Source organism: Microvirga sp. TS319, assembly GCF_041276405.1.
In the GTDB taxonomy this organism is placed as follows: Bacteria; Pseudomonadota; Alphaproteobacteria; order Rhizobiales; family Beijerinckiaceae; genus Microvirga.
In genome coordinates this window covers 269,580-292,859 of record NZ_JBGGGT010000001.1, presented here as the reverse complement: position 1 = coordinate 292,859, position 23,280 = coordinate 269,580, and the positions used below count along the sequence as shown (strand labels likewise).

General features: G+C 61.4%; 17 protein-coding genes and 1 pseudogene. 9 read left to right on the top strand and 9 right to left on the bottom strand.

What is annotated here, in order from left to right:
* Positions 1–263 precede the first annotated feature (263 nt).
* The 8 genes from AB8841_RS01270 to AB8841_RS01235 form a co-directional block, all read right to left on the bottom strand.
* A complete protein-coding gene (locus AB8841_RS01270) occupies positions 264–1,631 on the bottom strand; it encodes a DUF6351 family protein (protein ID WP_370434076.1) in 1,368 nt (455 codons plus the stop codon).
* A gap of 109 nt (positions 1,632–1,740) precedes the next feature.
* Complete coding sequence (locus AB8841_RS01265; RefSeq protein ID WP_370434075.1) at positions 1,741–4,170, bottom strand: penicillin acylase family protein; 2,430 nt, start codon at positions 4,168–4,170, stop codon at positions 1,741–1,743.
* 1,311 nt (positions 4,171–5,481) lie between these two features.
* Positions 5,482–6,714 (bottom strand): NAD(P)/FAD-dependent oxidoreductase, encoded by a 1,233-nt coding sequence (locus AB8841_RS01260; RefSeq protein WP_370434074.1) that lies wholly within the window; start codon positions 6,712–6,714, stop codon positions 5,482–5,484.
* Positions 6,715–6,726: 12 nt separating this feature from the next.
* Positions 6,727–7,692 carry an ornithine cyclodeaminase family protein gene (locus tag AB8841_RS01255; RefSeq protein WP_370434073.1) on the bottom strand — a complete coding sequence of 322 codons (966 nt, stop codon included), beginning with the start codon at positions 7,690–7,692 and terminating at the stop codon, positions 6,727–6,729.
* A gap of 5 nt (positions 7,693–7,697) precedes the next feature.
* A complete protein-coding gene (locus tag AB8841_RS01250; RefSeq protein WP_370434072.1) occupies positions 7,698–8,879 on the bottom strand; it encodes an NAD(P)/FAD-dependent oxidoreductase in 1,182 nt (393 codons plus the stop codon).
* On the bottom strand, positions 8,876–10,243 hold the full coding sequence (locus AB8841_RS01245) for an FAD-dependent oxidoreductase (protein WP_370434071.1): 1,368 nt from the start codon (positions 10,241–10,243) through the stop codon (positions 8,876–8,878). The genes AB8841_RS01250 and AB8841_RS01245 overlap by 4 nt, the downstream gene beginning before the upstream one ends.
* Positions 10,236–10,565 carry a (2Fe-2S)-binding protein gene (locus tag AB8841_RS01240; RefSeq protein ID WP_370434070.1) on the bottom strand — a complete coding sequence of 110 codons (330 nt, stop codon included), beginning with the start codon at positions 10,563–10,565 and terminating at the stop codon, positions 10,236–10,238. Before AB8841_RS01240 ends, AB8841_RS01245 begins: the two co-directional genes overlap by 8 nt.
* A 133-nt stretch (positions 10,566–10,698) precedes the next feature.
* A complete protein-coding gene (locus AB8841_RS01235) occupies positions 10,699–11,595 on the bottom strand; it encodes an IclR family transcriptional regulator (protein ID WP_370434069.1) in 897 nt (298 codons plus the stop codon).
* A 44-nt stretch (positions 11,596–11,639) separates the two neighbouring features.
* Between AB8841_RS01235 and AB8841_RS01230 the strand changes: the two genes are divergently transcribed.
* The 6 genes from AB8841_RS01230 to AB8841_RS01205 all read left to right on the top strand — a co-directional run bounded on the left by AB8841_RS01230 (position 11,640) and on the right by AB8841_RS01205 (position 19,294).
* Positions 11,640–12,413: an enoyl-CoA hydratase/isomerase family protein gene (locus AB8841_RS01230; RefSeq protein ID WP_370434068.1), complete on the top strand. Its 774-nt coding sequence runs from the start codon at positions 11,640–11,642 to the stop codon at positions 12,411–12,413.
* Positions 12,414–12,471: 58 nt separating this feature from the next.
* The gene (locus AB8841_RS01225; protein ID WP_370434067.1) at positions 12,472–13,539 is read left to right on the top strand and encodes an ABC transporter substrate-binding protein; all 1,068 of its coding nucleotides are present in this window, start codon (positions 12,472–12,474) and stop codon (positions 13,537–13,539) included.
* Between the two features lie 257 nt (positions 13,540–13,796).
* Positions 13,797–14,873, top strand: a complete 1,077-nt coding sequence (locus AB8841_RS01220) for an ABC transporter ATP-binding protein (RefSeq protein ID WP_370434066.1) — start codon at positions 13,797–13,799, stop codon at positions 14,871–14,873.
* A 20-nt stretch (positions 14,874–14,893) separates the two neighbouring features.
* Complete coding sequence (locus tag AB8841_RS01215) at positions 14,894–16,654, top strand: ABC transporter permease subunit (RefSeq protein WP_370434065.1); 1,761 nt, start codon at positions 14,894–14,896, stop codon at positions 16,652–16,654.
* Positions 16,655–16,677: 23 nt separating this feature from the next.
* Positions 16,678–18,213 carry an AMP-binding protein gene (locus tag AB8841_RS01210; protein ID WP_370434064.1) on the top strand — a complete coding sequence of 512 codons (1,536 nt, stop codon included), beginning with the start codon at positions 16,678–16,680 and terminating at the stop codon, positions 18,211–18,213.
* Between the two features lies 1 nt (position 18,214).
* The gene (locus AB8841_RS01205) at positions 18,215–19,294 is read left to right on the top strand and encodes a hypothetical protein (RefSeq protein ID WP_370434063.1); all 1,080 of its coding nucleotides are present in this window, start codon (positions 18,215–18,217) and stop codon (positions 19,292–19,294) included.
* A gap of 361 nt (positions 19,295–19,655) precedes the next feature.
* Here the strand turns inward: AB8841_RS01205 and AB8841_RS01200 are convergent.
* Positions 19,656–20,007: pseudogene (locus AB8841_RS01200) on the bottom strand (DDE-type integrase/transposase/recombinase); the annotation flags it as partial.
* Positions 20,008–20,288: 281 nt separating this feature from the next.
* Here AB8841_RS01200 and AB8841_RS01195 point away from each other — a divergent pair.
* The 3 genes from AB8841_RS01195 to AB8841_RS01185 are packed head-to-tail and all read left to right on the top strand — an operon-like array spanning position 20,289 to position 23,155.
* A complete protein-coding gene (locus AB8841_RS01195) occupies positions 20,289–21,092 on the top strand; it encodes an HpcH/HpaI aldolase/citrate lyase family protein (protein WP_370434062.1) in 804 nt (267 codons plus the stop codon).
* Positions 21,089–22,009 carry an amidohydrolase family protein gene (locus tag AB8841_RS01190; protein WP_370434061.1) on the top strand — a complete coding sequence of 307 codons (921 nt, stop codon included), beginning with the start codon at positions 21,089–21,091 and terminating at the stop codon, positions 22,007–22,009. Before AB8841_RS01195 ends, AB8841_RS01190 begins: the two co-directional genes overlap by 4 nt.
* A gap of 33 nt (positions 22,010–22,042) precedes the next feature.
* The gene (locus AB8841_RS01185; RefSeq protein WP_370434060.1) at positions 22,043–23,155 is read left to right on the top strand and encodes an Ldh family oxidoreductase; all 1,113 of its coding nucleotides are present in this window, start codon (positions 22,043–22,045) and stop codon (positions 23,153–23,155) included.
* The last annotated feature ends 125 nt before the right edge of the window (positions 23,156–23,280 follow it).

Sequence of the window (23,280 nt, the reverse complement as noted above, 5' to 3'; positions counted from 1 at the left end):
ATGGTCCGGAAAGAGCCTAAAAGCGGACTGAAGCATAAGGTCCGAGAAGTGCCAAAAGCGGCCGTTCCCTGCCTAGCGCCCGATATGTTGCTTAACGAAAGTGAGACCACTTAGACCCCATGGCCGTCTGTTCCGATGATTGGACTGCCGCGGCGTTCGGCATTGGCGACCCATCGTGCGGGCCACGTGCCAGAACGAAAGCTCTGCCGGCGGCGTACCGGCGGCGCAAGATTTCGACAGGATTTCGAATGGCGTCGAGGTCCTCAGAAGGGACGCTGGCTATCCGAATAGAAGGCACGATTGAAGGGCGTCTTGAAGGTGTAAGTCACGTAGCGCGGTTGTTCGAGATTCAGCTTTCTCGCCGCCGCGTTCAGCGCTTCGGAGCTCGTATCACCCCATTTGCCCGTGTCGAGGCGGTTGACCATCGCGTCGATTGCCGCCATGGCCTCGGAGGTCGACGTTTCGCAATGGCCGGCAGCATCGACGAAGGCTGTCCGGTAGAGGTCGCCCTTGCCCTGCTTCTCGACGGCGACTGCGTAGCCGGCCAACAGATGGGGCGGCAGCAGCGCGTCTCCCAGCCCGTGGGCATGAAGCAGCGGCACGCCGATCTTGCCTTCGATGAATCGGCCGGGTTCAAGCCAGTATTTTACGCCTTCCGGCGAGCCCTTGATACGCGGCTGATCATTGATCTTCGCGAGGTCTGCGGCGATGGCCTCCTCACCGAGACCGACTTCCTTGTAGAGCCTGGACACGATCTCCTTCTGCTCCGGGTCCGCGCCGGCCTCGTAGAACTTGGCATAGTCGATGCCCGTGTTCCAGGAGGCGAGACCTGCCGGATTGTCGTAGAGCTGCCGCCGGTTGATGGAATTAGCCAGCCCATCGCTGGCCGACCTGAACATGGCGGCTTGCAGCGAAGCCAGGTCATCCTTTGGCTTCTCCTTAGGCGGGTTGCCGATAGCGCCCCACGTTGGCCACTGCGAGACGGCCACTGCGAGCGCAATCCGGGCACGTCCTTCGGGCGTCTGTTGCGCCTTTTCCATCACCGGCTTCCAGGCGTCCATCGCCGCAGGCAGGGCGGAGTTGGGAATCGGAGCCACCATGAGGTCGGATCCGGGAGCCAACAGAGCCTTCAGCGTGTAAGGCAGATCGAGCCAAGTATTCGCGACCGCCATACCGCCCGTGCCGCGAGCATTGAACGAAATGGCGCCGTTGATCACGTCGGGATGTTTTTCGGCCATGGCGAGGGTCACGTATCCCCCACCGGAGCAGCCGTACTGGATCGTGTATTTGGGTTGCCCGAACTTCTCCTTGAACCTCTTGATTACGGCCACCTGGGCCTCAAGTTCGGTCAGGGGATCATGGCGCGTCATGCGCTCGGGATGGCGTCCCGTTCCGGTATATGCATAGCCATGGTCCAGCAGATAGGCAGCCAGCTTTCCATCCTTGTTGGCGACGGCATCGAGATCGTTGATCACGATGCCATTCCAGTTCTCGGGGACGTTGATCAGATACGGGAAATGGGATGGAAGCGTCCCCTCTTCACGCTGAATCTCAGCGCCGTACACCACGGAAGCCGTCAGCAGGCCGGTGAAGCCTATTGCGACCAACTTGCAGCAATTTTTCGCAATCATGTGATGAATTCCTCTGAAAAGTCGTAGCATTAGGCTCGTAGGTTGCACGTGTGAAAGGACCGGCTCCGAAGCCGGTCCGTCCTTGCATCAGACAATCTGACCAGCCTCATCAATCCTTCGGCGAGAGCTGAAGGTGCTCGCTTGCAGCCTTTTCCACGGCCTCCCGGGAGTAAAGAAGCGGGACGTAGTCGCCCGTCGCCCAGAGGGGCGCGAGATCACGATAGTGCGGGCTATACGGATTGCCCGATTGGCCTGGCGTGTTGATCGCACGGCTGTTGTCCCAGTTGCCGACGTCCAGAACCATCCGGAACGATGCTCCAGATGTCACCTTGAAGGTCGACGTGCTGTAGCCCGCTGCATGCGGCACGTTATTGCCGCCCCCCATTGCGAGTGGCCCGACGGTCATCTGGGCTTGGGTGGCTTTATCCGCAAGCGGCTTCAAGGCGTGGTTGAACTCGGCCTGATGCAGGTTGCCCCATTTCCACTGCGCCATGTCCTCGCCCAGCAACTTGCCGACCTCCTCGGCTGCGGCCGAGAGGCTCTGGAGCAGGACCTTGTCCCGTGCGGCAGCCTGATCGGCGCCGAGAGCTTGGTCGGGCTTCTCCAGATAAGCGACAATGGCCGAGAGGCTACCATTGCCGATGATGGCGCGGGCCGGTTCAGGCGTCGTTGCGGCAATCGTCGCCCGGCCGAGATGCTTGCTGGTCCAGACTTCAAAGAGCGCGGCCCCGGCACTGTCGGCCGTTTCCATCGCATTCCAGTTCTGCATCAACTCGAGGGCGGACCTCTCTTTCGGGTCCTCCGATCGCACGGGCTTGAGCAGGGCGATCAGCCTGCGGCCCAGCATGCTGACATCGTCGTTCTGCAGGTCCATGGCGTCAGCCAGGGTGAACTTCGGCTTTGCCCGCAGTACTTCCGTGATGCGCTGGAAGCGAGCCGGATCGGCCCATTGATCGAAGCCGATCCTGCGCTCGTTCACAGGGTAGTCGGGCGGAAGGTTATTCTGATTGGCGGTTGCGAAGAAGCCATTGGAAGGATTGTATTCCTTCGGCAGGTCGGACATGGGGATGAATCCATCCCATTCATAGCGCCCGTCGCCGGGCACGGGCATCAGGCCATCATAGCTCACGCGCTTCGGGGTTAGACCGCCGGGAATCCAGCCGATGTTTCCATCCGTATCCGCATAGACCTGGTTCTCCGACGGAGCGCCCCAGCGGTTCATTGCCTCCAGAAAGTCGTTCCAGTTCTGGGCTGTCATGTAGTCCGACGAGCCGAAATAGGCCGATGTGCCGGGGTCGAACCAGACCGAGCGCATGGCGAAGGCCCGCTGCTTCGCATCGTCCTTTGCCAAGACGGGCCCGTGGCGGGTGAAGAGCAGATCGACAATGCGGGGCTGCTCACCTTTGACATCGATCGTCTCGCGCACGACCTTCATGTCCTCCCAGCCGTCGCGAAACTTGTACTGGTTGACATTGTTCGGGTTGAGCTCGTAGGCGTAGAGATCTTCCTGGTCGATCGCGAAGATCGTCAGGCCGAAGGCGATCTTGCCGTTATGCCCGATGGAGATGCCCGGCAGGGCCGGCTCGCCCGCGCCGATCACCGACATGCCGGGCGCATTCAGGTGCACGATGTAGCGCAGGGACGGCACGCCATGGGCACGGTGGGGATCGTTCGCCAGGATCGGCCGTCCCGTAGCCGTCCGCGAGCCCGAGACAACCCAGTTATTCGAACCGATCCGGTCGACATTGGCCATGGCCTCATTGAGGAATTCCTCATGCGTGTCCAAGGATGCCTTCTTCCGCGACGCCGAGAACGTGACATCCTGGGTACCGAGCTCGTAATCCTTCAGGACGTCCTTCGGGATCGAGCACGGGTCGAGGCCGGCGGGAATCGAGGTTTGCCAGTCGGGCTCGAACTTGGTGCGCAGGCGGTCGGCATCGAGACCGGCCGCGCACGCAACCTGCGCACGCCTGACCTCCGAGACCACGTTGCGCGTCAGGCCATGGCTGCGGATGCGAACCACATCCTCCGGCTTCCACAGGTCGGGTTGCGTTCCGGCGATCTTGAACTCCGCAGGCGCAGACCGGGTGCCGTCGCGGACCTCCTGCACGAAAGCATTGACGCCTTCGACGAAAGCCTCGGTGTAGGTCTTGGCATTGGGTCCGTAGGAGGCCCATTCCTTGTCCATGTCGCCGCGGTAGAGAAACATGCGCGCAGCGCGGTCCTGATCCGCGTAATCGGGACCGAAGTCCTTTGCGAGCAGACCGAGGCCGCGCTTGCGCCAGAGGTCGATCTGCCAAAGCCGGTCGCGCGCGGCGTTATATCCCTGCATGAAAAAGGCGTCATGCTGGCTGGCTGTGTAGATGTGCGGAATGCCCCAATGATCGACGATCACTTCCGCAGGAGCCTGCAGCCCCTTCACTTGCTGCGAAGTCGTTCGAACGGCGCTCGACATGTCTGCAAAAGCAGAGAGCGTCGTGCTGGCGAGCAGAGCACTCACGTAAGGCACCAAGTGTGCGGTTCTGATCAGAGCTCTCATTGAGTTTCCTTCCCTGAGCGAAAGCGATCGTTCCCATTATTCTCCAGGATTGGAGTGGCGTTCGGGAATCGAACGAACCCGATGCTCGGCGAGATTCCGGGCATCGGACAATTGCATTCCCGGCAGGGCAGGCATCGAGCGATCGAATCTTGTCGCTCAGATCCCCCGCGCTATTTTTGCGCGCGCTATGGTGCTCCCGTCCTCAATGACAGGGCGGCATGCATTGAAGGATCTGCGAGGCTCGACGGGGTAACGGTAGACAGCAGGCAGCCAACACCCGGCACGGCGCGTAGCAGTACAAAGGTCGTCAGGTCGTACCAGGGGTACAGTACCTCACCTGCCGAGTGGCGCGCCAGCTTCTCAGGTCATGGAGTCTCTCCTCGGGGTCAAACAGGGACGAGCGTTGTCTTTGAAGGTCCGGTGATTGGTGCCCTTCGGATTCCGCTCCTGATCCGACGCTAGAGCACCGGACGCAAAAGCGGGAACCGGTTTTGCGTCCGGTGCTCGAAAACGGTGACTTACAGCATCGGATGTGCGTTCGATTTCACGTCCGATGCTGTAGCCACATCAGCCCTGATGGGCCACTGGACGGCAAAGCGCCGGGACAGCTTTCGATCCTGAACGGCGAGCATCGTCATCGCCTGAGCGAGATGATGGAGACAGGCTGGATCGCGAGCCGACCACGGGGTGGTGCGCTGGTGTCACGCCGACCTAATGCAGGGGCTCTGGGCGGAGCACTGTATCCGGATCTCCAAGCAGCCGCTCAGCCGTGAGCTGTGGGCTCTGAGCTTCCGCAAGCCCTCAGCCCGGCCACGCCATCATGCCAAGAGCGAAGCGGTCGTGCATGCCAAGGGCGAAGCGGTCGTGGCTGCTTTAAGGATTTCCCCACGCGTCTGGAGGAGGTCGCGACCAACGAGGCCGATGGCTAGCGCATCGTGCGGACCCGGCGGGCCGCGCTAGCGAAAAGTGGATCCGGTTTTTCGCAAGAACGATGCGCTCGCTCCAAGAAGGGAGCATCGGATTCGATCCCAAAAGTGGATTCCACTTTTCACGTCCGATGCTCTAGCCCGTAGAGATCCGGTCTGCTGACGAGGCGCGCATCGGCCAGAAGAACAAGATCGCCCACCGCTGTGGGGCTTGGAACAAACTGATCGTTCAGCCGGACCATCATGTCCATCGGCTTGCACAAGTGGGCGCACCAATGATGATCAGCAGGACTTGGTATAAGGCCCCGAGCGCGCATCGGCCTGTGCGGCCCGTCCACACAGGCGACCGGGTTACCGATTAGGTCTACGCTCAGATCAGACGTCCTTAGAAGCGGCTTGCCCGGTAAGGGTAAGGATCGATTGTTGGTTTCCTGCTTGCAACTAAGTCAGAGACCAGAAGGCCTGTTGTTGCGCCGCCAATCAATCCTGTCTGACCATGGCCGAAAGCAAGCATGACGTTCCTGTACTGAGATGACGGACCGATAACCGGCAGGGAGTCAGGTGTCGCGGGGCGGTGTCCCATCCAAACGGAGATGGGGTCGCTGGTCATATCTGGGAAATAGCGTTTCGCAAGCTTTGCGAGGGCGGCGGCACGCCGCTCGTTCATCGGTGCGTCGAGACCAGCGATCTCCGCCGTCCCCGCAATCCGAAGACCATGCTCCATCGGCGTCATCATGATCTTTGCGGCCAGTGGATAGAGTGGGCGCTTTGGAGCCGTCTCCGGCATGGGCAGCATCACATGGTAGCCGCGCAGGCTTTCAAGCGGGATCCTGAGACCGAGCCGGCCTGTCAACCGCCGAGACCACGCGCCGGCCGCGATGACCACCATATCGCACGCCATGCGTCCGGCATCCGTTACGATAGCGCGGACCTGTCCGGCATCCTGCTCGAAGTCCTTGACCGACGCTCGAACGAAGCGTCCTCCGTTCCGAGAGATATCTTCGGCAATGGTTGCTACGAGGCGATGTGGATTGCTGCAGTGGCTGGAATCGGGAAGGTAGACCGCCTTCGCAAACCGAGGTTTCAGCGAAGGCTCCAACTGGCGGATTTCGTCGGGATTCAAAGTCTCCGACCGAATTCCTAGCGAAGCCCTGAGCTCTCGACCGAGAGCATCCTTGGCGAAAGCTGCATCACTCTCATAGAGGTAGAGCTGACCGGACACATTGAGCAGGCTTCCGGCATCGTCACCTAAAAGCGTTCGGTAGTGTGTGAAGCTATCGGCATGGAGCGCGCGAAGCGCCTTTGCAATGCCGTTGATGCGCGGGCTGGCTCCCGCCGCGATGAACCTGGCGAGCCAAGGCATGGCACGCGGTAGATAGCGCCAGTCGATCCACAAGGGACTATCGGGATCGGCAATCCATGAGGCGGCCTGCCGCACGATGCCCGGTGTGGACAGCGGCACCACGGAGCCCGGGCCAATGCTTCCTGCATTGCCGAAAGAGCATCCTTCTCCGGGTGGCAAAGGATCGTAGATCGTAACGGAGTGTCCGTCCCGCTGGAGAAAGGCTGCGCATGAAACTCCGATGACGCCTGCTCCGACGATGGCGATGTTAGCCAAGGCTCTTCTCCCTCACAGTGGAAGACGTAGTCCGCAACCGGTCCGGCCGGCTTCGGCGATCACCTCGGCCGCGATGGCGAGGTCGCCGAGAGCGAAGCCGGGGAATAGGAACATGGCGCGTTGCTTCTCATCCGTGCGGCCGGGAGCAGTCCTAGCCACGAGGGATGCTAGGTCAGCATCGAAAGGACCCGGGTAGCGGAGCTTGGCACGGTTCGACGGGTCCGCTGCCTGACCATGATCGTCTGTGGCGAGAATATCGAGAGAGCGCAGCCCCTCGCCGTGCCAGGGACGGCCCAGATCGACCGCAGCGACGAAACAGCCGGGCCTCAGGAGCGAGGCGTCGAGGAACGGCTCGAGACCGGGCTGCGCGGGAACCGTCGAGACGACCACGTCACAGGCAAGAACTTCGTCCGACGAATCCACGACCTTGGCGCCGAGGCCGCTTTCACGAGCATAGACCGCGAGCTTTTCAGCGGATGAGCGTCCACGCGAGTTGCACACAACCGTGCGAAGTCCAGGCAGTACATCCCGAAGGCTGGCGAGATGCCCATAGGCTTGGGCGCCGCATCCGATGAAGCCGATGGTGGAACTGTCTGGGCGTGCGAGATAGGAAGCAGCCAGCGCCGACATGGCAGCCGTGCGCAGCACCGTGAGACTCGTTCCGTCGAGAACCGCTACCGGAACTCCCGTCGTGAAATCGCTCACCACGATCAGGCCATTGACGTTCGGCAGACCGCGCGCACTGTTGGCGGCGGCAACGCCCACCCATTTCGTCGCCGCGAAGGGAGGGTCGGGCATGGCGGCGCAGAGTGATTGAAAGAAGTGCCCCGGGCCGACCTGCACGGTGAGCTTCGGTTGAACGTGGGCCCTACCCTCAGCATGCAGGCGAAAGGCACGTGCAATTGCTTCACGTGCGGCCCGGGGCTTTAGGTCGAGTCCGGCAATGTCTTCGCTTGAGAGATAAAGCAGCGTACCCATTGCCTTTACCTTGCCCGGCTGCCTGCAGCAATCGGCCCGTCGAACTCACGCGCCAGCTTGTCTGAGACCTGAACCGCATTCTTGAAGCGATTGATGGAGAAAAGATCGATCGGCGTGGCAGTCCTGCCACTCACGATGAGATCGACCAGCACCGCAGCCACCCCGGGACCTACCTGAAAGCCATGACCGCAGAATCCGAAGGCGTGAAACAAGCCAGGCGTCGTCTCGCTCTCGCCGATAACCGGAAGCATGTCGGGTAAATAACCTTCGATGCCGGACCAAACACGAATGACCTGCGCCGATTTCAGGAACGGCGCGATCTTCATGAGGTTGCGCATACCATTGAGAGTCTTCTCAGGCGGCACGGGAGCGCGGTTGAGTACCGGATCGGCCGCCGTGCGCGGGTAGCCCGCAAAAATCACATTGCCACGCGGAATTTGGCGAAAGATCACGGAGCCGTCGACGGCCTGCACGGAAGGCGTGACCTGATAAGGAACAGGCTCGGTCACGAATTGCGGAGGCCCGGCTGCGAACATAGGTGCGGTCTCGCCAAAGGCTTCCGCAATATTCAGAGCCCAGGCGCCTGCGGAGTTCACCACCGCGTCGCAATCCACCACGCGTCCGCTATCGGCTTCCACGGAGAAACCGGCTCCTCTCCGGCGCACCTCCTTCACGCGCGTATTCTCGACGATTTCAGCGCCGAAGCGCTGTGCGGCTCGGGCGACAGCGACTGATACGAGACGAGGATTGGCCGTCGCATCGCGCGCCGAATAGGTGGCTGCCTGAGGCCCCTCCCCCAACCATGGCCAACGGCGGCGAAGCTCATCGCGTCCGATCCGCTCGATTGAGAGCCCATGGCTCTCGGCGACGCGTGCGTGCTGCTCCAACTTCTCCTGCTCGGCCTCGTTCATCGCGACATAGAGGTGACCGGTTCTCTCGAATTCGCACCTGTCGCCGATGAGTTCTTCGATGTCCTCCCAGAGCGCCTGCGACCTGAGGGACAGCGGATACTGCCCTGGATAGCGTCCTTGCAAACGCAAGTTGCCGAAGTTCACGCCACTGGACTGGGCGCCGACGATGCCTTTCTCGATCAGGATCGCATCCAATCCGCGCTTGGCGAGGAAAAGCGTCGTCCATGTACCGATAAGTCCGCCACCGACAACAACAACCCGCGCCTTTGTCGTCATGGCTCCATCTCCGCAGCTGCGTGAAGGGGAATGGGTTTTACCGGCGCCTGCATACGCAACCGACCGGCATCCGCAATTGGCGTGCCGCACGCTTCGGCCACGATCTCCTGCAGTGCCGGACCGCAGAAGCGCCCCTGGCACCGGCCCATGCCGCAACGTGTGATCGCCTTGACGCGGTTGACCTCCCGCGGACCCAAGGGCGCATGCAAGGCGGCGCGGATTTCTCCCACGGTCACCGCCTCGCATCGGCAAGCGATGGTTTCGTCGGGAAGGGCCGCGGCCTGGGCAACCGGCCATGCGAAAGCCTTCGCGAGCCCTCGCTGAAATCTCCGCAGGCGCTCGACTTCCCGTCGGAGGGGTTCCAACTCGGACGCCGGATGTGGCAGGCCCATGTCTGCAAGCAGCGCATGAGCCGCAAGCGCACCGCTCGCCTCCGCGGCGTCCGCTCCTCCGATCCTACTTCCATCGCCGGCTAGATAGAGATTGTCCCCGGCCCGACCATCGGCGTCCATTTCCGGCAGCCAGAGCCGGAAGTCCGGATCGAACTGGAAGCGGGCGCCGGCGAGTTCAGCCAGTTGGGTCTCCGGCTTAAGGCCGTAGCCATATGCGACGGCATTGCAGGAGATGCGCCTTTCGCGGCCCCGGCCGTCCGTGATCCGCACACCCTCGACATGGGTCTTACCGTCGATTCCGCGCGGCGTCGCACCGTCGATGACGGCAATGCCGGCCATGTGGAGCGCCGCACGGTACATCACGCCCCGCGCCAGCGTGCGCGGACTTGCTGCCAGATCGCGCAAGGCAGCTCGTTTGGCGGAAAGCGGTGTCGTGTCCACGACCGCCGCAATCGACGCGCCGGACTTGTGGTATTGCAGCGCCGCCAGAAACAGCAGCGGCGAACTTCCGAGAAAAACGATGCGGCTTCCGATCAGGCATCCCTGATCCTTCAGGATCACTTGCGCGCCGCCCAAGGTGAAGACTCCGGGGAGTGTCCATCCCGGCAGAGGCATGGTCCGATCCGTGGCACCGGTTGCGAGGATCAGGGCGTCATAGGGGATCGTACCCGCCACTCCGTCGCACGAGGTGTGCAACACTTTATCATGCACGCCCCAGACGAGAGTGCCAGGCCGATAATCTATCTGCTCTTGGAGAGACGCGAAGAGCGAATGGAGGCGCTGGTACTTTCCCGCTTCGGAGCCCATCAGAGACTTGATATCGAGAGCAAGGCTTTTCGCCGGCGCTCGATAGCCTTGGCCTCCTGCCTGCCTCGTCTCGTTCACGAGAATGGGCTTCAGGCCTGCCCCGACCAGAACGGATGCCGCTCGTATGCCTGCCGGACCGCCGCCGACGATCACCACATTACGCATGGGCTTGGGCCTTCTGGAGATCGGTCCATATGACCATGCCGTGGGCTGCGGGAGTCGTGCAGGCCCTCACGCGCTCGCCGTCTCCGAGTGCGATCCAGCAATCCTGACAGGCTCCCATGAGACAGAAGCCGGCACGCGGTGCGCCACCGAATTCGAGATGTCGGACAGCTCTTCCGTTCAGCAGAAGAACCGCAAGCAAGCTGTCGCCTTCGACCGCCTCGACCATTTCTCCGTCGATTGTCAGACGCAGCGTTGCGCCTTGGCGGGAGACAGCCCTTACGAACTGGCCTTGATGCACCTTCTGCTTTGGCTCGTTTGGCATTCCGTCCCACCACGAATTTATCGCAATGCAATAAGTTTTGTGGAATGGTAAGATTGTCGGAAAAGGGCTGTCAAGGAAAAGGCGGTTGGTTTGTCGGCAAGTCGGCTCGAAAATCAGCCAGACGGAGTTCACCTCATGTGGATGAGATGGAATGCGCTCCCGAGATGATATGCATGGCGAAGCGCTCCACGACTGCCTCGGGCGAGAAGCGCGAGAGCGGAACAGCGATGTTGATTGCGCCTTCCGGGCGATTGTTTGCTGCGACAACCGCTGCGGCGATGGACGCGTCGCCCCGATAAAACTCATCGAAAGCGGTGGCGTATCCCTGCTCCCGCGAAACGCGCAGCTTCTTCACGAGATCGTCGAGCTTCCACGTCGTTGACGGCGTGTATGCCTTTCGGTCGGAGCGTTCGAGAATCGCAACGGCCTCATCCTCCGGCAGGCGCGACAGGATCGCCATGCCTGGAGCGGTGCAATAGGCCGGCATGCGAGAGCCAATGATCACGTTCGTATTCAGCATGTGCCGACTCATGAATCGGGAGATGAAGATGATCTCCGTATCATCGAGCACGGTCATGTTGACCGTCTCCTCCGTCTCCTTGGACAGATGCAACAGATAGGGCATTGCCCGCTCTACGAGGCGATTGCTGCGCAGGTAATAGTAACCAAGTTGCAGTGTCTTGGCTGTCAGCTCGAACCGCTTCGTATCGAGGTCCTTGCGCAGATAGCCCAGCTTGGTCAGCGTGTGCGTGAAGCGTTGCGCCGCGCTCACATCCATCTCGGTTGCCGCGGCAATCTGAGAAAGGCTCAGGTTCGTGCTGTGGTGATCGAAGACGGACAGTACACGAAAAGCCTTTTCCACAGACATCACCATCAGGGGATCCGTGGCACGGCCGCGCTTTGCCGGCTCTTCTTCGTCGGCCGCCTTCGTTTTGCTGATCGCCATCCTCGAACTCCCTCTCATCTGAACGGTCTCGATAAAAATCTCAATAGGAGTTGACAATAGCACTAAGTTGAGCGGAACATACAATAACAACTATTGCATTGCAATAAAACTTCAGGAGGTTCCGGGCTATGGCTGAGTTTATCTTGAGGGAGCGGCGGGGTGCCGTCGGAATCATCACCTTGAATCGCCCCCAGATTTTGAACGCCTGGAATTCGGCCATGCGGGAGGAGTTGACCGCCACCCTGACGACCATGGAGGAGGATGCGGAGGTTCGCGCGATCATTCTCACCGGTGCAGGCGACCGTGCCTTCGGCGCCGGTCAGGACCTCAACGAAACGAAGACCTTCAACCCCGACCGTGCTGAGCAATGGATGGGCGAGTGGAGACGCCTCTATGACCGCATCCGTTCGCTCTCGAAACCAATTGTCGCGGCGCTGAACGGCGTCGCCGCGGGCTCGGCCTTCCAGGTGGCCCTCCTCTGCGACCTCCGCGTCGGCCATCCCGGCGTAACCATGGGTCAGCCGGAGATCAATTCCGGAATCGCCAGCACCACCGGTCCCTGGATCATGCGGGAGCACATCGGTCTCGCAAGAACCATTGATCTCACGCTGACCGGGCGCATGATGGATGCGGACGAGTGCTACCGCATCGGCGTCATCAACCGCTTGGTGCCGCAGGAAAAGGTGATGAGTGAATCGCTCGCCCTTGCAGAACACCTCGCGAGCAAGCCACCGGTCGCGATGCGCTTGGACCGACAGCGTTTCCGCGAAATGACGGAGGAAGGTTTCCTCGACTGCCTTTCAGCCGGCATTCGCATCCAGCGCGAGGCATACGCATCCGGCGAACCGGCACGGATGATGGAACAATTCTTGGCTCGCAAGGCAGCGGCAAAGAAGGGCTAAAGCCCCGCCACACCACGAGGGAATGCAGGTCAAGGACCTGCGAAACTGGAGGATGCACATGAGCAATACCAATCTGATCATCAATCGGAGACACCTGCTCAAGACCGCAGGTGGCGCGGCCCTGGCCCTCGGAATGCCGGGCCTCACCGGCCGGGCCCTTGCGGCAACGACGATCACCGTCGCCGATCCCGGTGGCCCCTTCGGCCCGGCCTTTCGCAAGGCCTTCTACGATCCGTTCGAGAAGGCGACCGGGATCAAGGTCGTCAACGTGGCCCGCGAGGCTGAGCCTACCGCCCAGTTCAAGGCCATCGTCGAGACGAAGTCCTACACCTGGGACGTTTGCACGCTGACGCTCTCGGCGCGGGACATCCTGGTGAAGCAGAACCTTCTCGAGCCTATCGGCTTCACCCGCGATGCCGCTCCCGGCCTGATGCCTGAAGCCATCACCGATTACTGGATGGGTACGGACGTATATTCCACCGTCTTCGCCTACCGGAACGATCAGTTCAAGGGCAATGGACCGAAGAGCTGGGCCGATTTTTGGAACGTGGAGAAGTTCCCTGGCCGCCGCTCCCTGCGCAAGAATCCCATCGACTCGCTTGAGCAGGCTCTGATGGCTGACGGCGTGAGCATTGATCAGCTTTACCCTCTCGATGTCGACCGAGCGTTCAAGAGCCTGGACAAGATCAAGCAGAACATCGCTGTTTGGTGGACCGGAGGCGCGCAATCGACACAGCTCCTGCAGAGCGGGGAGGTTGATATCATCAGCGGGTGGAACGCACGCCTGCAATCGGCGATCGACGGTGGCGCACCGGCGACGATCGTCTGGGATCAGGGGCTCTACTCGATTGAAGGCTGGGCGATTCCGAAGGGCTGCCCGCGGGCGGATGCCGCGAAGCAGTTCATCAAGTTCTGCTCCGCGCCTGATCGGCAGGCCGCCTACACGGAAGTCCTGGCCTATGGCCCGACCAATCTCGATGCCTATAAGAGCATCTCGGCGGATCGGGCGAAGATTCTGCCGACATCGCCCGAGAACCTCAAGAAGATGCGGGTCGCCAACGAGAGTTGGTGGAGTGAGAACCGCGCTGCTGTGACCGAGCGTTTCAACAGCTGGCTCCTGACCTAATGGCAAGTGCCGTCGCTTCAATCCGTGGAGAACATGAGAGGCGGCGGCACCTTCGGCAGGACCGGATTGGAATTTGAGAACCGGACGCGCGTGAGCCTTTGCTGACGCCCGACGGCTCCGTTGCGAGCCGGTGCCAACGGCGCACGTGGGCTCTGCACAAGCCGGTATCTGTTGCATTTTTGAATTGGCGGACGTCGTGGGTCCATTCAACACCGTACCCGCGCACGATTTCGAGATTAGGGAAGGAAAGCGCTACGATGAGCACAGTAGCGAAGAATGGCGCGACTGCGCCGAAGCTGATCATTGAAGGTCTGTCAAAGCAATATGGCGCCGTGACGGCCCTGGAGCCGACATATCTGACCGTTCCGACGGGAGAGTTCCTGACGTTGCTCGGACCATCAGGTTCGGGCAAGACGACGCTGCTGCAGATGATCTGCGGCCTCGTCGAGCCGACCTCGGGGCGAATTCTCATCGATGGCCGCGACCAGACGCAGACTCCCGTTCACCAGCGCGATATCGGCCTAGTGTTCCAGCACTACGCGCTCTTCCCTCACCTGACCGTTGCCGAGAACATCGAATTTCCCCTGCGGATGCGAGCTATGTCCGCAGCCGATATCAAGCAGCGGGTCAAGGACGTGTTGACGATGGTGCAGCTCGACCATCTCGCCGCACGTTTCCCGCGTGAGCTTTCCGGCGGACAGCAACAGCGCGTCGCACTTGCGCGCTCCTTCGTGTACCAGCCGTCGATCATCCTCATGGACGAGCCGCTGGGCGCCCTCGACAAGAAGCTACGCGAGCACATGCAGATCGAGATCAAACAGCTGCATCGAGAGACGGGCGCCACTATCATCTACGTGACTCACGACCAGGAGGAGGCGCTCGCCCTCTCCGACCGCATCTGCCTGATGAATCATGCCCGGATCGAGCAGCTTGGTTCGCCCCACGAGATCTATGCGCGCCCGGCGACAGCCTTTGCCGCAGACTTCATCGGAATTTCGAATATCTTCCGCGGGCAGGTCGATAGCTCGAACGGAGAGACCCGCCTCGCAACACGACATGGAAAGTTCCAGTTGCCCGCAGGCGCATCATACACCGGCGCAGAAGCCGCCATCGTGATCCGTCCTGAGCAGATCAGCCTCGGTAGCGACAAAGGCAACACCGTCACCGGCCGAGTCTCCGATGCGGTTTACGCCGGCTCCGAGACGCGTCTCATCGTCGATCTCGACGAGGGTGCAACGGTGATCGTGCGCTTGCCGCCGGGCCAGCCAGCTCCTGCCTATGGAGAGCGCGCAACATTGGGCTGGAACCCGGATGCGGCGGTTCTGGTGCCATGAACGGTAAGGGAACCGCAAGCATGACAGCAATCACCGCTCCCGCCATCCCTCTCCGACAGCGACTTCTTCGTCCCAATGCACTTTGGCTTGCCGCGCCGGGACTCGCGTTCCTGGCCATCTTCTTCCTGTACCCGGTCCTGCGCCTTCTGGCCCTGAGCGTGCAGGACCCGGCGAGTGGCGCTCTCAGCGTTGCAACCTATGCCCGCATTGCGAACACGGACGTCTATCTTCAGGTACTAGGGATTACGTTCAAGATCGCCGCCAATACGGCGCTGTTCTCCGTGCTGCTCGGATATCCCCTCGCCTATTGGCTAGCTGGGCTAAAGGAGGGATTGCGGGAGCGCATGGTACTTCTCGTGATGGTACCGTTCTGGACGAGCTATCTTGTGAAGACCTTCGCCTGGATGGTCGTGCTCGGACGCACCGGCGTGATCAACAGCATGCTCACCGGAAGCGGCATTCTCTCCCATCCGCTCCCCCTTGCTTACAACGAGTTCGGCGTCATGGTCGGCATGGTCCATGCCATGGTTCCGCTCGCTGTGCTCACCATGCTGCCTGTCATGATCGGCATCGACCGGCGTTTGATCCAGGCGGCGCAGGCGCTGGGCGCAGCACCGGCTCAATCCTTCTGGCTCGTATATTTCAAGCTCTCCCTGCCCGGTGTGACCGCCGGTGGCCTGCTCGTCTTCATCTCTTCTCTCGGCTTCTTCATCGTGCCAGCCCTCCTGGGCGGACGACGTGAGACGATGCTGGCGCAGCTCATCATCACGCAGGTGCAGGAGCTCCTCAACTGGGCGTTCGCAGGCGCGCTTGCGGCCATGATGCTGGTGGCAGCACTCGTCACCGTCTGGATCTATGACCGTCTGTTCGGCCTCTCGTCGCTCTCGGGCGACACCTCGGCACAGAACGGCGGAGCCGGGCGCCTGCGCCTGCTCGGTCTCAGCATCCTCAGGGCCGTCGCCAAGGTAAGCGCCATGTTGGCGGATGCGGTCCGACGGGTGATCGGAGTGCGCGGAACGAGCCGGCTGCTGCCGATTTACTGCACGCTGGCCCTGGTGTTTCTGGTGTTGCCGACTCTCCTTGTGATCCCTATCGGCTTCACGAGTTCGCAGTTCCTGGAATTCCCGCCTCCGGGTTACAGCCTGCAGTGGTTCGAGACCTATTTCTCGTCGCCCGTCTGGCTCTCCGCCACCTTGCGCTCCTTCGGCGTGGCTGCCGCGACAGCGATCTGCGCGACCTTCATCGGTGGCCTTGCGGCACTGGCGCTGGCCCGCGCCAACACCCGTTGGGGTGGGCTCGTCTTCGCGACGTTCCTTGCTCCCTTGATCGTCCCGCGCATCATCATAGCGGTCGGCCTGTTCTATCTCTTCGCCCAGATCGGTCTCGTCGCGACGGACCTCGGCCTCGTGATCGGTCACACCGTCCTGGCCCTTCCCTTCGCCTTCGTGACCATCACGGCGATCCTGAAGAACTACGACTGGCGTCTCGATCAGGCGGCGGCAGTCCTTGGAGCCAACCGGCTCAAAACCCTGCTTCTCGTCACGGTGCCTCTCGTGAAAGGGGGATTGGTCGCGGCCTTCCTGTTTGCCTTCATCACCTCCTTCGACGAGCTCACGATTGCGATCTTCGTCAGCGGCGGCATTAAGACGACGCTTCCCAAGCAGATGTGGGACGACATGATCCTACAGCTCAATCCGACGCTCGCTGCGGTGTCCGTCGTGGTCTTCGTGATCGTCACCGTTCTCCTCCTCCTTGCGGAACGTTTCCGCCGTACGACTTAAAACTCACAAGCCGAGTACTTGCGATGTCACTCGATAATATCTGTCTCGCCGATCTCCTGCGGCAGCATGCCGACAAGAACCCCGATGGAATCTTCGCTCGGTTCAATGGAGACCCCGTCACCTTTGCCATGCTGGATTCCCAGTCATCCGCCCTGGCCGCCTGGCTGCGCTCCCGCGGCTTGCAGTCCGGGGACCATGTTGCCGTGATGATGCGCAACAGCGTGCAAACTCTTGCTGTGGTCTTCGGCCTCGCCAAGGCCGGCCTCGTGTGGGTTCCGCTCAACGCCCAGCAGCGCGGCCAGGGCTTGCAATACATCATCAATCACTCGAAGCCGGCTCTCGTGGTTGCCGATGCCGATCTCCTGCCGACGATCGTCGAATGCGAAGCGGAGCGTCCCCGCGAGGGCTTCCTCATTCACGGGGAAGCGGAGGATCACCCGCGCCTGGCTCAGGCTCTGAGCACGGGAGCCCCCTTCACGGAACCGGCGCCTGCCTTGGACGCGCCCTTCGCCATCATGTACACCTCCGGCACGACCGGACAGCCAAAGGGCGTGATCGTCTCCAACCGGATGATCCGGCTGGCAGGAGAAGGCGTCAGCCTCGTCGCAGCCTCTCGTCCAGGCGACGTGATGTTCGTGTGGGAGCCGCTCTACCATATCGGCGGCGCCCAGCTTCTGAGCCTGCCCATGACCCACGGCGTGGTGCTTGCGATGGTGGATCGCTTCAGCGCGAGCCGCTTCTGGAGCCAGGTGCGCGACTACAATGCAACGCACATTCACTATCTCGGCGGCATCCTGCAGATCCTTCTCAAGCAGCCTGAATCTCCGATGGACCGTGACCATGCCGTGAGGATCGCCTGGGGCGGAGGCTGTCCCGGCGATATCTGGGAGGCATTCCAAAGCCGCTTCGGCGTTCAGATCCGTGAATGCTACGGCATGACGGAAGCCTCCAGCATCACGACGTTCAACGACAAGGGTATCGTAGGCTCGGTCGGAGATCCCGTGCCATGGTTCACGGTGGAACTTCTCGATGCCGATGGAAGGCCCGTACCTCAGGGCGAGCGCGGAGAAATCGTGGTTAGCACTTCGCTGCCGGGCGCAATCTCGTCAGGGTATTTCGACAATCCATCCGCGACCGAGAAGACGCTTCGGAACGGCGCCTTGTACACGGGCGATCTCGGCACGTACGATCCGGAAGGCAATCTGATCTTCCACGGCCGCATGACCGACAGCGTCCGCTCTCGCGGGGAGAATGTCTCCGCCTGGGAGGTCGAGCGCATTGCCTCCGACCACCCGTCCGTAGAGGATTGTGCCATGATCGGCGTTGCGGCAGAGATCGGCGAGCAGGATATCAAGCTTTTCATCAAGCCGAAGGTCGGCGCAAGCGTTCGTCCTGCGGAGATCTCCACATGGCTGTCCACTCGCCTCGCGAGCTACCAGAACCCGCGCTACATTGCCGTCGTCGACGAGTTCGAGCGTACCCCGAGCCAGCGCATCATGAAGCACAAACTCTCCAGGAGCCTTGACGATTGTTGGGACAGGCTCGCGAAAGGAACCTGAGATGACGACGGAACCGACTATCCTCCTGACAGGAACCGGCGCATTTGCTGCCCGTATCCTGTTCGACATCGCAGCCACGGCGAGCGCCCCCACCCGCGTGGTTCTTGCGGGCCGCAACCGCGAGCGCCTGCAATGGTTGAAAGTCGCAGCTGGCGCACGGGCCGCGATCTTCAACACACCTGTGACTGTCGTCGCGCGTGAAGCCGATCTTCTCGGCGAGGGTGCCGCCGCCGAACTGCTGGAAGAAACGAAGCCAGCAGTCGTTGTGCAGGCTGCTTCCGTGCAGACTTCATCCGTGATTGCCGGATCACACGATGCCTGGAGCAAGCTCGTCCAAGAGGGGGGGCTAAGCGCGACCGCCGTCTTTCAGGCGCTCCTCAGCTCCCGCGTAGCAGAGGCCATGACGCGCTTGGGAATCACCGCTCCCCTGATCAATTGCAGCTTTCCGGATGTCGTGAACGGGTTGATTAACGCGCTCGGACATCAGGTCATCTGCGGCATGGGCAATGTCGCGATCCTGTCCAATGTCTTCGCGGCCGACTACAATTTGACCGACAGGAACCGCATCAAGGTCCTCGCCCATTACCAGCATCTCGCTGCATGGCGCCGGCCGCCCGAAGCGCGCACCGGGTCGGCGCCGCGGGTCTGGATCGATGATCGGGAGATCAGCGATGTGTTCGGAACCTTCCGGGATGTGAAGCTGACGCCGGAACCGGTGATCGACATCTCGGGAGCCAGCGGCGTTCCGATGATCCTCGCCCTCGCGGAAGGGCGTTCATGGACAGGCCATGTTCCGGGGCCTTACGGCCTGCCCGGAGGCTATCCAGTGCAGCTTGCCGACGGTGTTCTATCTTTGAACCTGCCATCGTCCGTATCGCAGGAGGAGGCAGTCGCGTGGAACCGGCACTTCGAGGAAAAGAATGGCCTCGTCATCGGCACAGATCGCCGCGCGCGCTACACGGGCGTCCTGCGCGAGCGCCTGGCTCAGCATTCCCCCGCATTGGCAGAGGGCTTCGACGTGGCAGACCTTGAGGAGGTCCACCGCTCGATGCAGGAGCTGCGCACGAAGCTACAGCAATAAGGTTAAGCCCAACCATCCGCCGCGCGCGACGACAGCATCGGACGTGAAATCGAACTCACGTCCGATGCTTTGACATTGTGATCGCGAGCATCTTTTCATGCAGAACCGGCCCCTACTTTTGCGTCCGACGCGGCATTTCACAGCGCGAATAAGGAGGGCTCTGTCCCGAATTTTGAATGGGCATGGAAAGAGGGTTATTCTATCTGCACGCCTCACGCAGCTAGCGCATGGTGCGAAAAAGTGGACCCGGTTTTTCGCACGATGCGCTCATCTAAGGAGTGGAGCATTGGATTGATCCCAAAAGTGGATTCCACTTTTGGGTCCGATGCTCTAGGATATTGAGCTGCTCGGCGAGGGACGGTTATGACGCACCGGCGTATTTCGCCTGTCCTTTGCTCTTCATGTGAACCATCTCAACCCCGCTCAGAACCACGTGTGCACTGACAGCGGACTTGGAGCCGAACATCGATCGCAAAAGGCGTTTGACGGTGCGGTGATCGTGCTCGATGCGGCTATCGAAGTATTGACCCTGTCGGATCCTGATCGGATTGAACCAGCGTCTTGGACAGTCTTGCTGCCGGCCCTCCGCATCACACGGAAGGATGCGTTCTCGATTGGTCTGGCCGCCGTCGATGACGATCGTCTCGGGCCGGCCGTTTCGCTTGATCGCCTTGCAAAAATCGTTTGGCTGCGATGAGGTCCCGTCCCTCGCTGATCCCCGGATGCGGAGCAGGATCACGAAGCGATCACAATGCCTGCCCTTGAACGCGCGCGCCCCCGTCGTCGACTGACGTCGCATTATCTGAAACTCTGAGACCGACCGTTTGCGGGAAAGCCCCGGCGAGGCGGCATGGAGTCCCAATAAGACAGCGAAGATTCCCTGGCACAACCCACATAAAAGCCGTTTATAGTTTCACCCGAGGATATGATTGGACCTGTTTCGGGATTGAGGTTCACTTCTTGCGATAATGAAACCTGCCTCGGGGAAAATGTCATGGCGGCGGATCTTGCAAGCATCCTGCACAATAACTTTAGAAGCAAACTGGCCCGTGGCGAGGTGGTCTCGTCGATGACCGCCCGTCTGGTTCGGGGGGTCGAGATCGTCCGAATCGCGAAGACCGCAGGCTTCGACTCGATCTACGTCGATCTCGAACATTCGAGCTTCAGCTTCGACACCACCGGCCAGATCTGCATGATGGCGCTCGAAGCGGGGATTGCTCCCTTCGTGCGAGTTCCCGCCAACAGGCCCGAATACATCGCCCGTGCTCTGGACGGTGGTGCAATGGGCGTGATCGCGCCGGACGTTAGGACCGCTGAAGAGGCCCGGGCCATTGTCAATGCCGCAAAGTTCCCTCCGCTGGGTCAGCGCGGCGTTTCGGGAGGACTGCCGCATCTGCAGTTCCGCTCTTTCCCGGCGGCTCAGGCCTCCGCGGCCATGAACGAGGCTACCATGGTCATCGTGCAATTCGAGTCCGCTGAGGCAGTGCTGAATGCAGAGGAGATCATGGCGGTCGAGGGGGTGGATCTTGCCCTGATCGGGACCAACGACCTGACGGCCGACATGGATGTGGCGGGCCAGTTCGATCACCCGAGGGTCCGCGAGGCATACGAGCGGACCCTCGCCGCCTGTCGCAAGCATGGCAAGCATGCGGGAGTGGGAGGCCTCTCTTCGCGCCAGGATCTTGTTGCCGAGTTCGTGCAGATGGGCGCCAGATACGTGTCGACCGGCACGGACCTCGCGTTCCTGCTCGGAGCGGCGACGCAGCGTGCGCGCCAAGTCGCGGAACTTCAGCCGTGAGTGTATTGCCTGATGGTGCAACCGGTCCCGTGCTCGGGGTGGAGCATACCAGACCTGACTTCGAGGTTCCGGCAGGCGCTTGCGACTGCCATGTCCATGTTTTCGGTCCCTATGACCGCTTTCCCCTGTCTCCTGACCGGCTCTACATGCCGGGCCCCGCCCTTCTCACGGAATTGATTGCCCATCAGCAGGCGCTAGGGCTTGATCGTATCGTGATCGTGCAGCCGAGCCCTTATGGGACCGACAATTCCTGCATGCTCGACGCTCTGCACCATCTGGGCAGCAAGGCCCGAGGTGTGGCGGTCATCGATGCAGGGGCTTCAAAGGAAACATTGCGCGGCTTGCACGAGGCGGGCATCCGGGGTCTTCGGATCAACCTCGAGACGGCAGGCGTGACCGACCCTCTTGCAGCGCGCAGGCATCTCGAGGAGACCGCCGCGCGGGCGGCGCCCTTCGGCTGGCATATTCAGATCTATGCCGATCTGGGTATCGTCGCTGCCTTGCACGACGTCATCTCCGGTCTTCCCGTGCCGATCGTGTTCGATCACTTCGCACGGATCAAGGGCGTGAAAGGGCCGGACCAGCCGAACCTCGCAGCCTTGCTGTCTCTGATGCATTCAGGGAAAGCCTATGTGAAACTCTCGGCACCGCGCCGCATCTCGGATCTGCCGGGCCATGCGGATGCCGGCGAGATCGCGAATATCCTGGCGAGGGTAAATCCCGAGCGTCTCCTGTGGGGGAGCGACTGGCCTCATCCCGGCACAAGGCCGGGCATCGCACGGGATCCGAACCGCATGGAGCCCTTTCATCCCGATGACGATGGCTTCGCCCTGAACAGGCTCAACGCCTGGATGGGCAGCGTCGATCTGATGAGGCAGGTTCTCGTCGAGAACCCTGCCCGCCTCTATGGGTTCTAGCCCCCGCACTTAAGCCAGCAAGGGAGACATGCCATGACGATCGCCGCTGCGACACAACCCAATCCGCAACCCAAAAGGCTCTATGCGAAAGCCGACGAGGCAAGAGCATTCGCTGCGCGCATTCTGGTGGCCAATGGCCTGCCTGAGGACGATGCGAGAACTGTCGCGGACTGCCTCGTCAGAGCCGATCTACGCGGCGTCGATACTCATGGCTTGCAGTATCTCCCCCATTACCTGAAGCGCGTGCGCAGTGGGCTGATCAATGCGAAGCCATCGCTTTCCTTGCGGAAGGTGACCCCTGTTGCGGGGCTTCTCGACGGTCAGAATGCCTTCGGGTTCGTGGTCGCCTCGCGCGCCATGGCCGAAGCGATCGGGATGGCGCGGGAGTTTGGCATCGGCCTCGTTTCAGCCCGGCGCAGCACGCATTTCGGGATGGCCGCGTGCTATGTGCTTCAGGCGGTCGAGGCAGGTTTCATTTCGCTCGTCTTTACGAATGCTTCGCCGGCAATGCCACCCTGGGGTGGCCGTCAGGCCCTGCTCGGCACAAGCCCTGTTGCCGCCGGCGTGCCGAGCGGCTCTGAGGTGCCGTATGTGCTCGACATGTCGCCGGCTGTCGCCGCCCGCGGCAAGATTCGGCGCGCGGCGAAGCTCGGTCAGGAAATCCCCCTCGGCTACGCACTCGATGCCGGCGGCCGCGCAACGACCGATCCGAGCGCAGCCCTCAACGGTGGCGTCGTGCTGCCGATCGGAGGCCCGAAAGGCTCGGCCCTATCCATGCTGATGGATATTCTCGGCGGTGTCCTGTCCGGAGCCGCCTATGCGGGAGACGTCGCCAACCAGTTCGAAGTGTTCGACCGTCCTCAGGATGTCGGTCACTTCTTCCTCGCGATCAAGCCGGACCTGTTCGTCACCGGTGAGGAGTTCCGCCAGCGGATGGATACGCTCGTGCAGCGCGTGCATGATTGCCCCAAGGCTGAAGGTTTCGAGGAGATCCTGATGCCGGGCGAAATGGAGTCCCGCCTCGAAGCCATGCGCAAGCGCACGGGGATTCCGTATAATGACATCGACGTCGCAGCGCTCCAGAAGGAGGCCGCCGAGGCTGGGCAGCCTCCCCTCTTGGTCGTTGATGCCCCTGTTGACCATTGAGGATGACGAGGAAGGGGCGGCGACCATGTGTCACCGCCTTTTCCTTGGGAAACTTTTCTAGGGCATCGGACCCGAAAAGTGGAATCCACTTTTCGCACGGTGCGCTAGAGCATCGGACGCAAAAG

Coding starts and splice junctions, on each gene's coding strand:
- AB8841_RS01270 (WP_370434076.1), bottom strand. CDS start 1,631: ATGATTGCGAAAAATTGCTGCAAGTTGGTCGCAATAGGCTTCACCGGC.
- AB8841_RS01245 (WP_370434071.1), bottom strand. CDS start 10,243: ATGCGTAATGTGGTGATCGTCGGCGGCGGTCCGGCAGGCATACGAGCG.
- AB8841_RS01210 (WP_370434064.1), top strand. CDS start 16,678: ATGTCACTCGATAATATCTGTCTCGCCGATCTCCTGCGGCAGCATGCC.
- AB8841_RS01215 (WP_370434065.1), top strand. CDS start 14,894: ATGACAGCAATCACCGCTCCCGCCATCCCTCTCCGACAGCGACTTCTT.
- AB8841_RS01265 (WP_370434075.1), bottom strand. CDS start 4,170: ATGAGAGCTCTGATCAGAACCGCACACTTGGTGCCTTACGTGAGTGCT.
- AB8841_RS01230 (WP_370434068.1), top strand. CDS start 11,640: ATGGCTGAGTTTATCTTGAGGGAGCGGCGGGGTGCCGTCGGAATCATC.
- AB8841_RS01240 (WP_370434070.1), bottom strand. CDS start 10,565: ATGCCAAACGAGCCAAAGCAGAAGGTGCATCAAGGCCAGTTCGTAAGG.
- AB8841_RS01220 (WP_370434066.1), top strand. CDS start 13,797: ATGAGCACAGTAGCGAAGAATGGCGCGACTGCGCCGAAGCTGATCATT.
- AB8841_RS01225 (WP_370434067.1), top strand. CDS start 12,472: ATGAGCAATACCAATCTGATCATCAATCGGAGACACCTGCTCAAGACC.
- AB8841_RS01195 (WP_370434062.1), top strand. CDS start 20,289: ATGGCGGCGGATCTTGCAAGCATCCTGCACAATAACTTTAGAAGCAAA.
- AB8841_RS01185 (WP_370434060.1), top strand. CDS start 22,043: ATGACGATCGCCGCTGCGACACAACCCAATCCGCAACCCAAAAGGCTC.
- AB8841_RS01205 (WP_370434063.1), top strand. CDS start 18,215: ATGACGACGGAACCGACTATCCTCCTGACAGGAACCGGCGCATTTGCT.
- AB8841_RS01255 (WP_370434073.1), bottom strand. CDS start 7,692: ATGGGTACGCTGCTTTATCTCTCAAGCGAAGACATTGCCGGACTCGAC.
- AB8841_RS01250 (WP_370434072.1), bottom strand. CDS start 8,879: ATGACGACAAAGGCGCGGGTTGTTGTTGTCGGTGGCGGACTTATCGGT.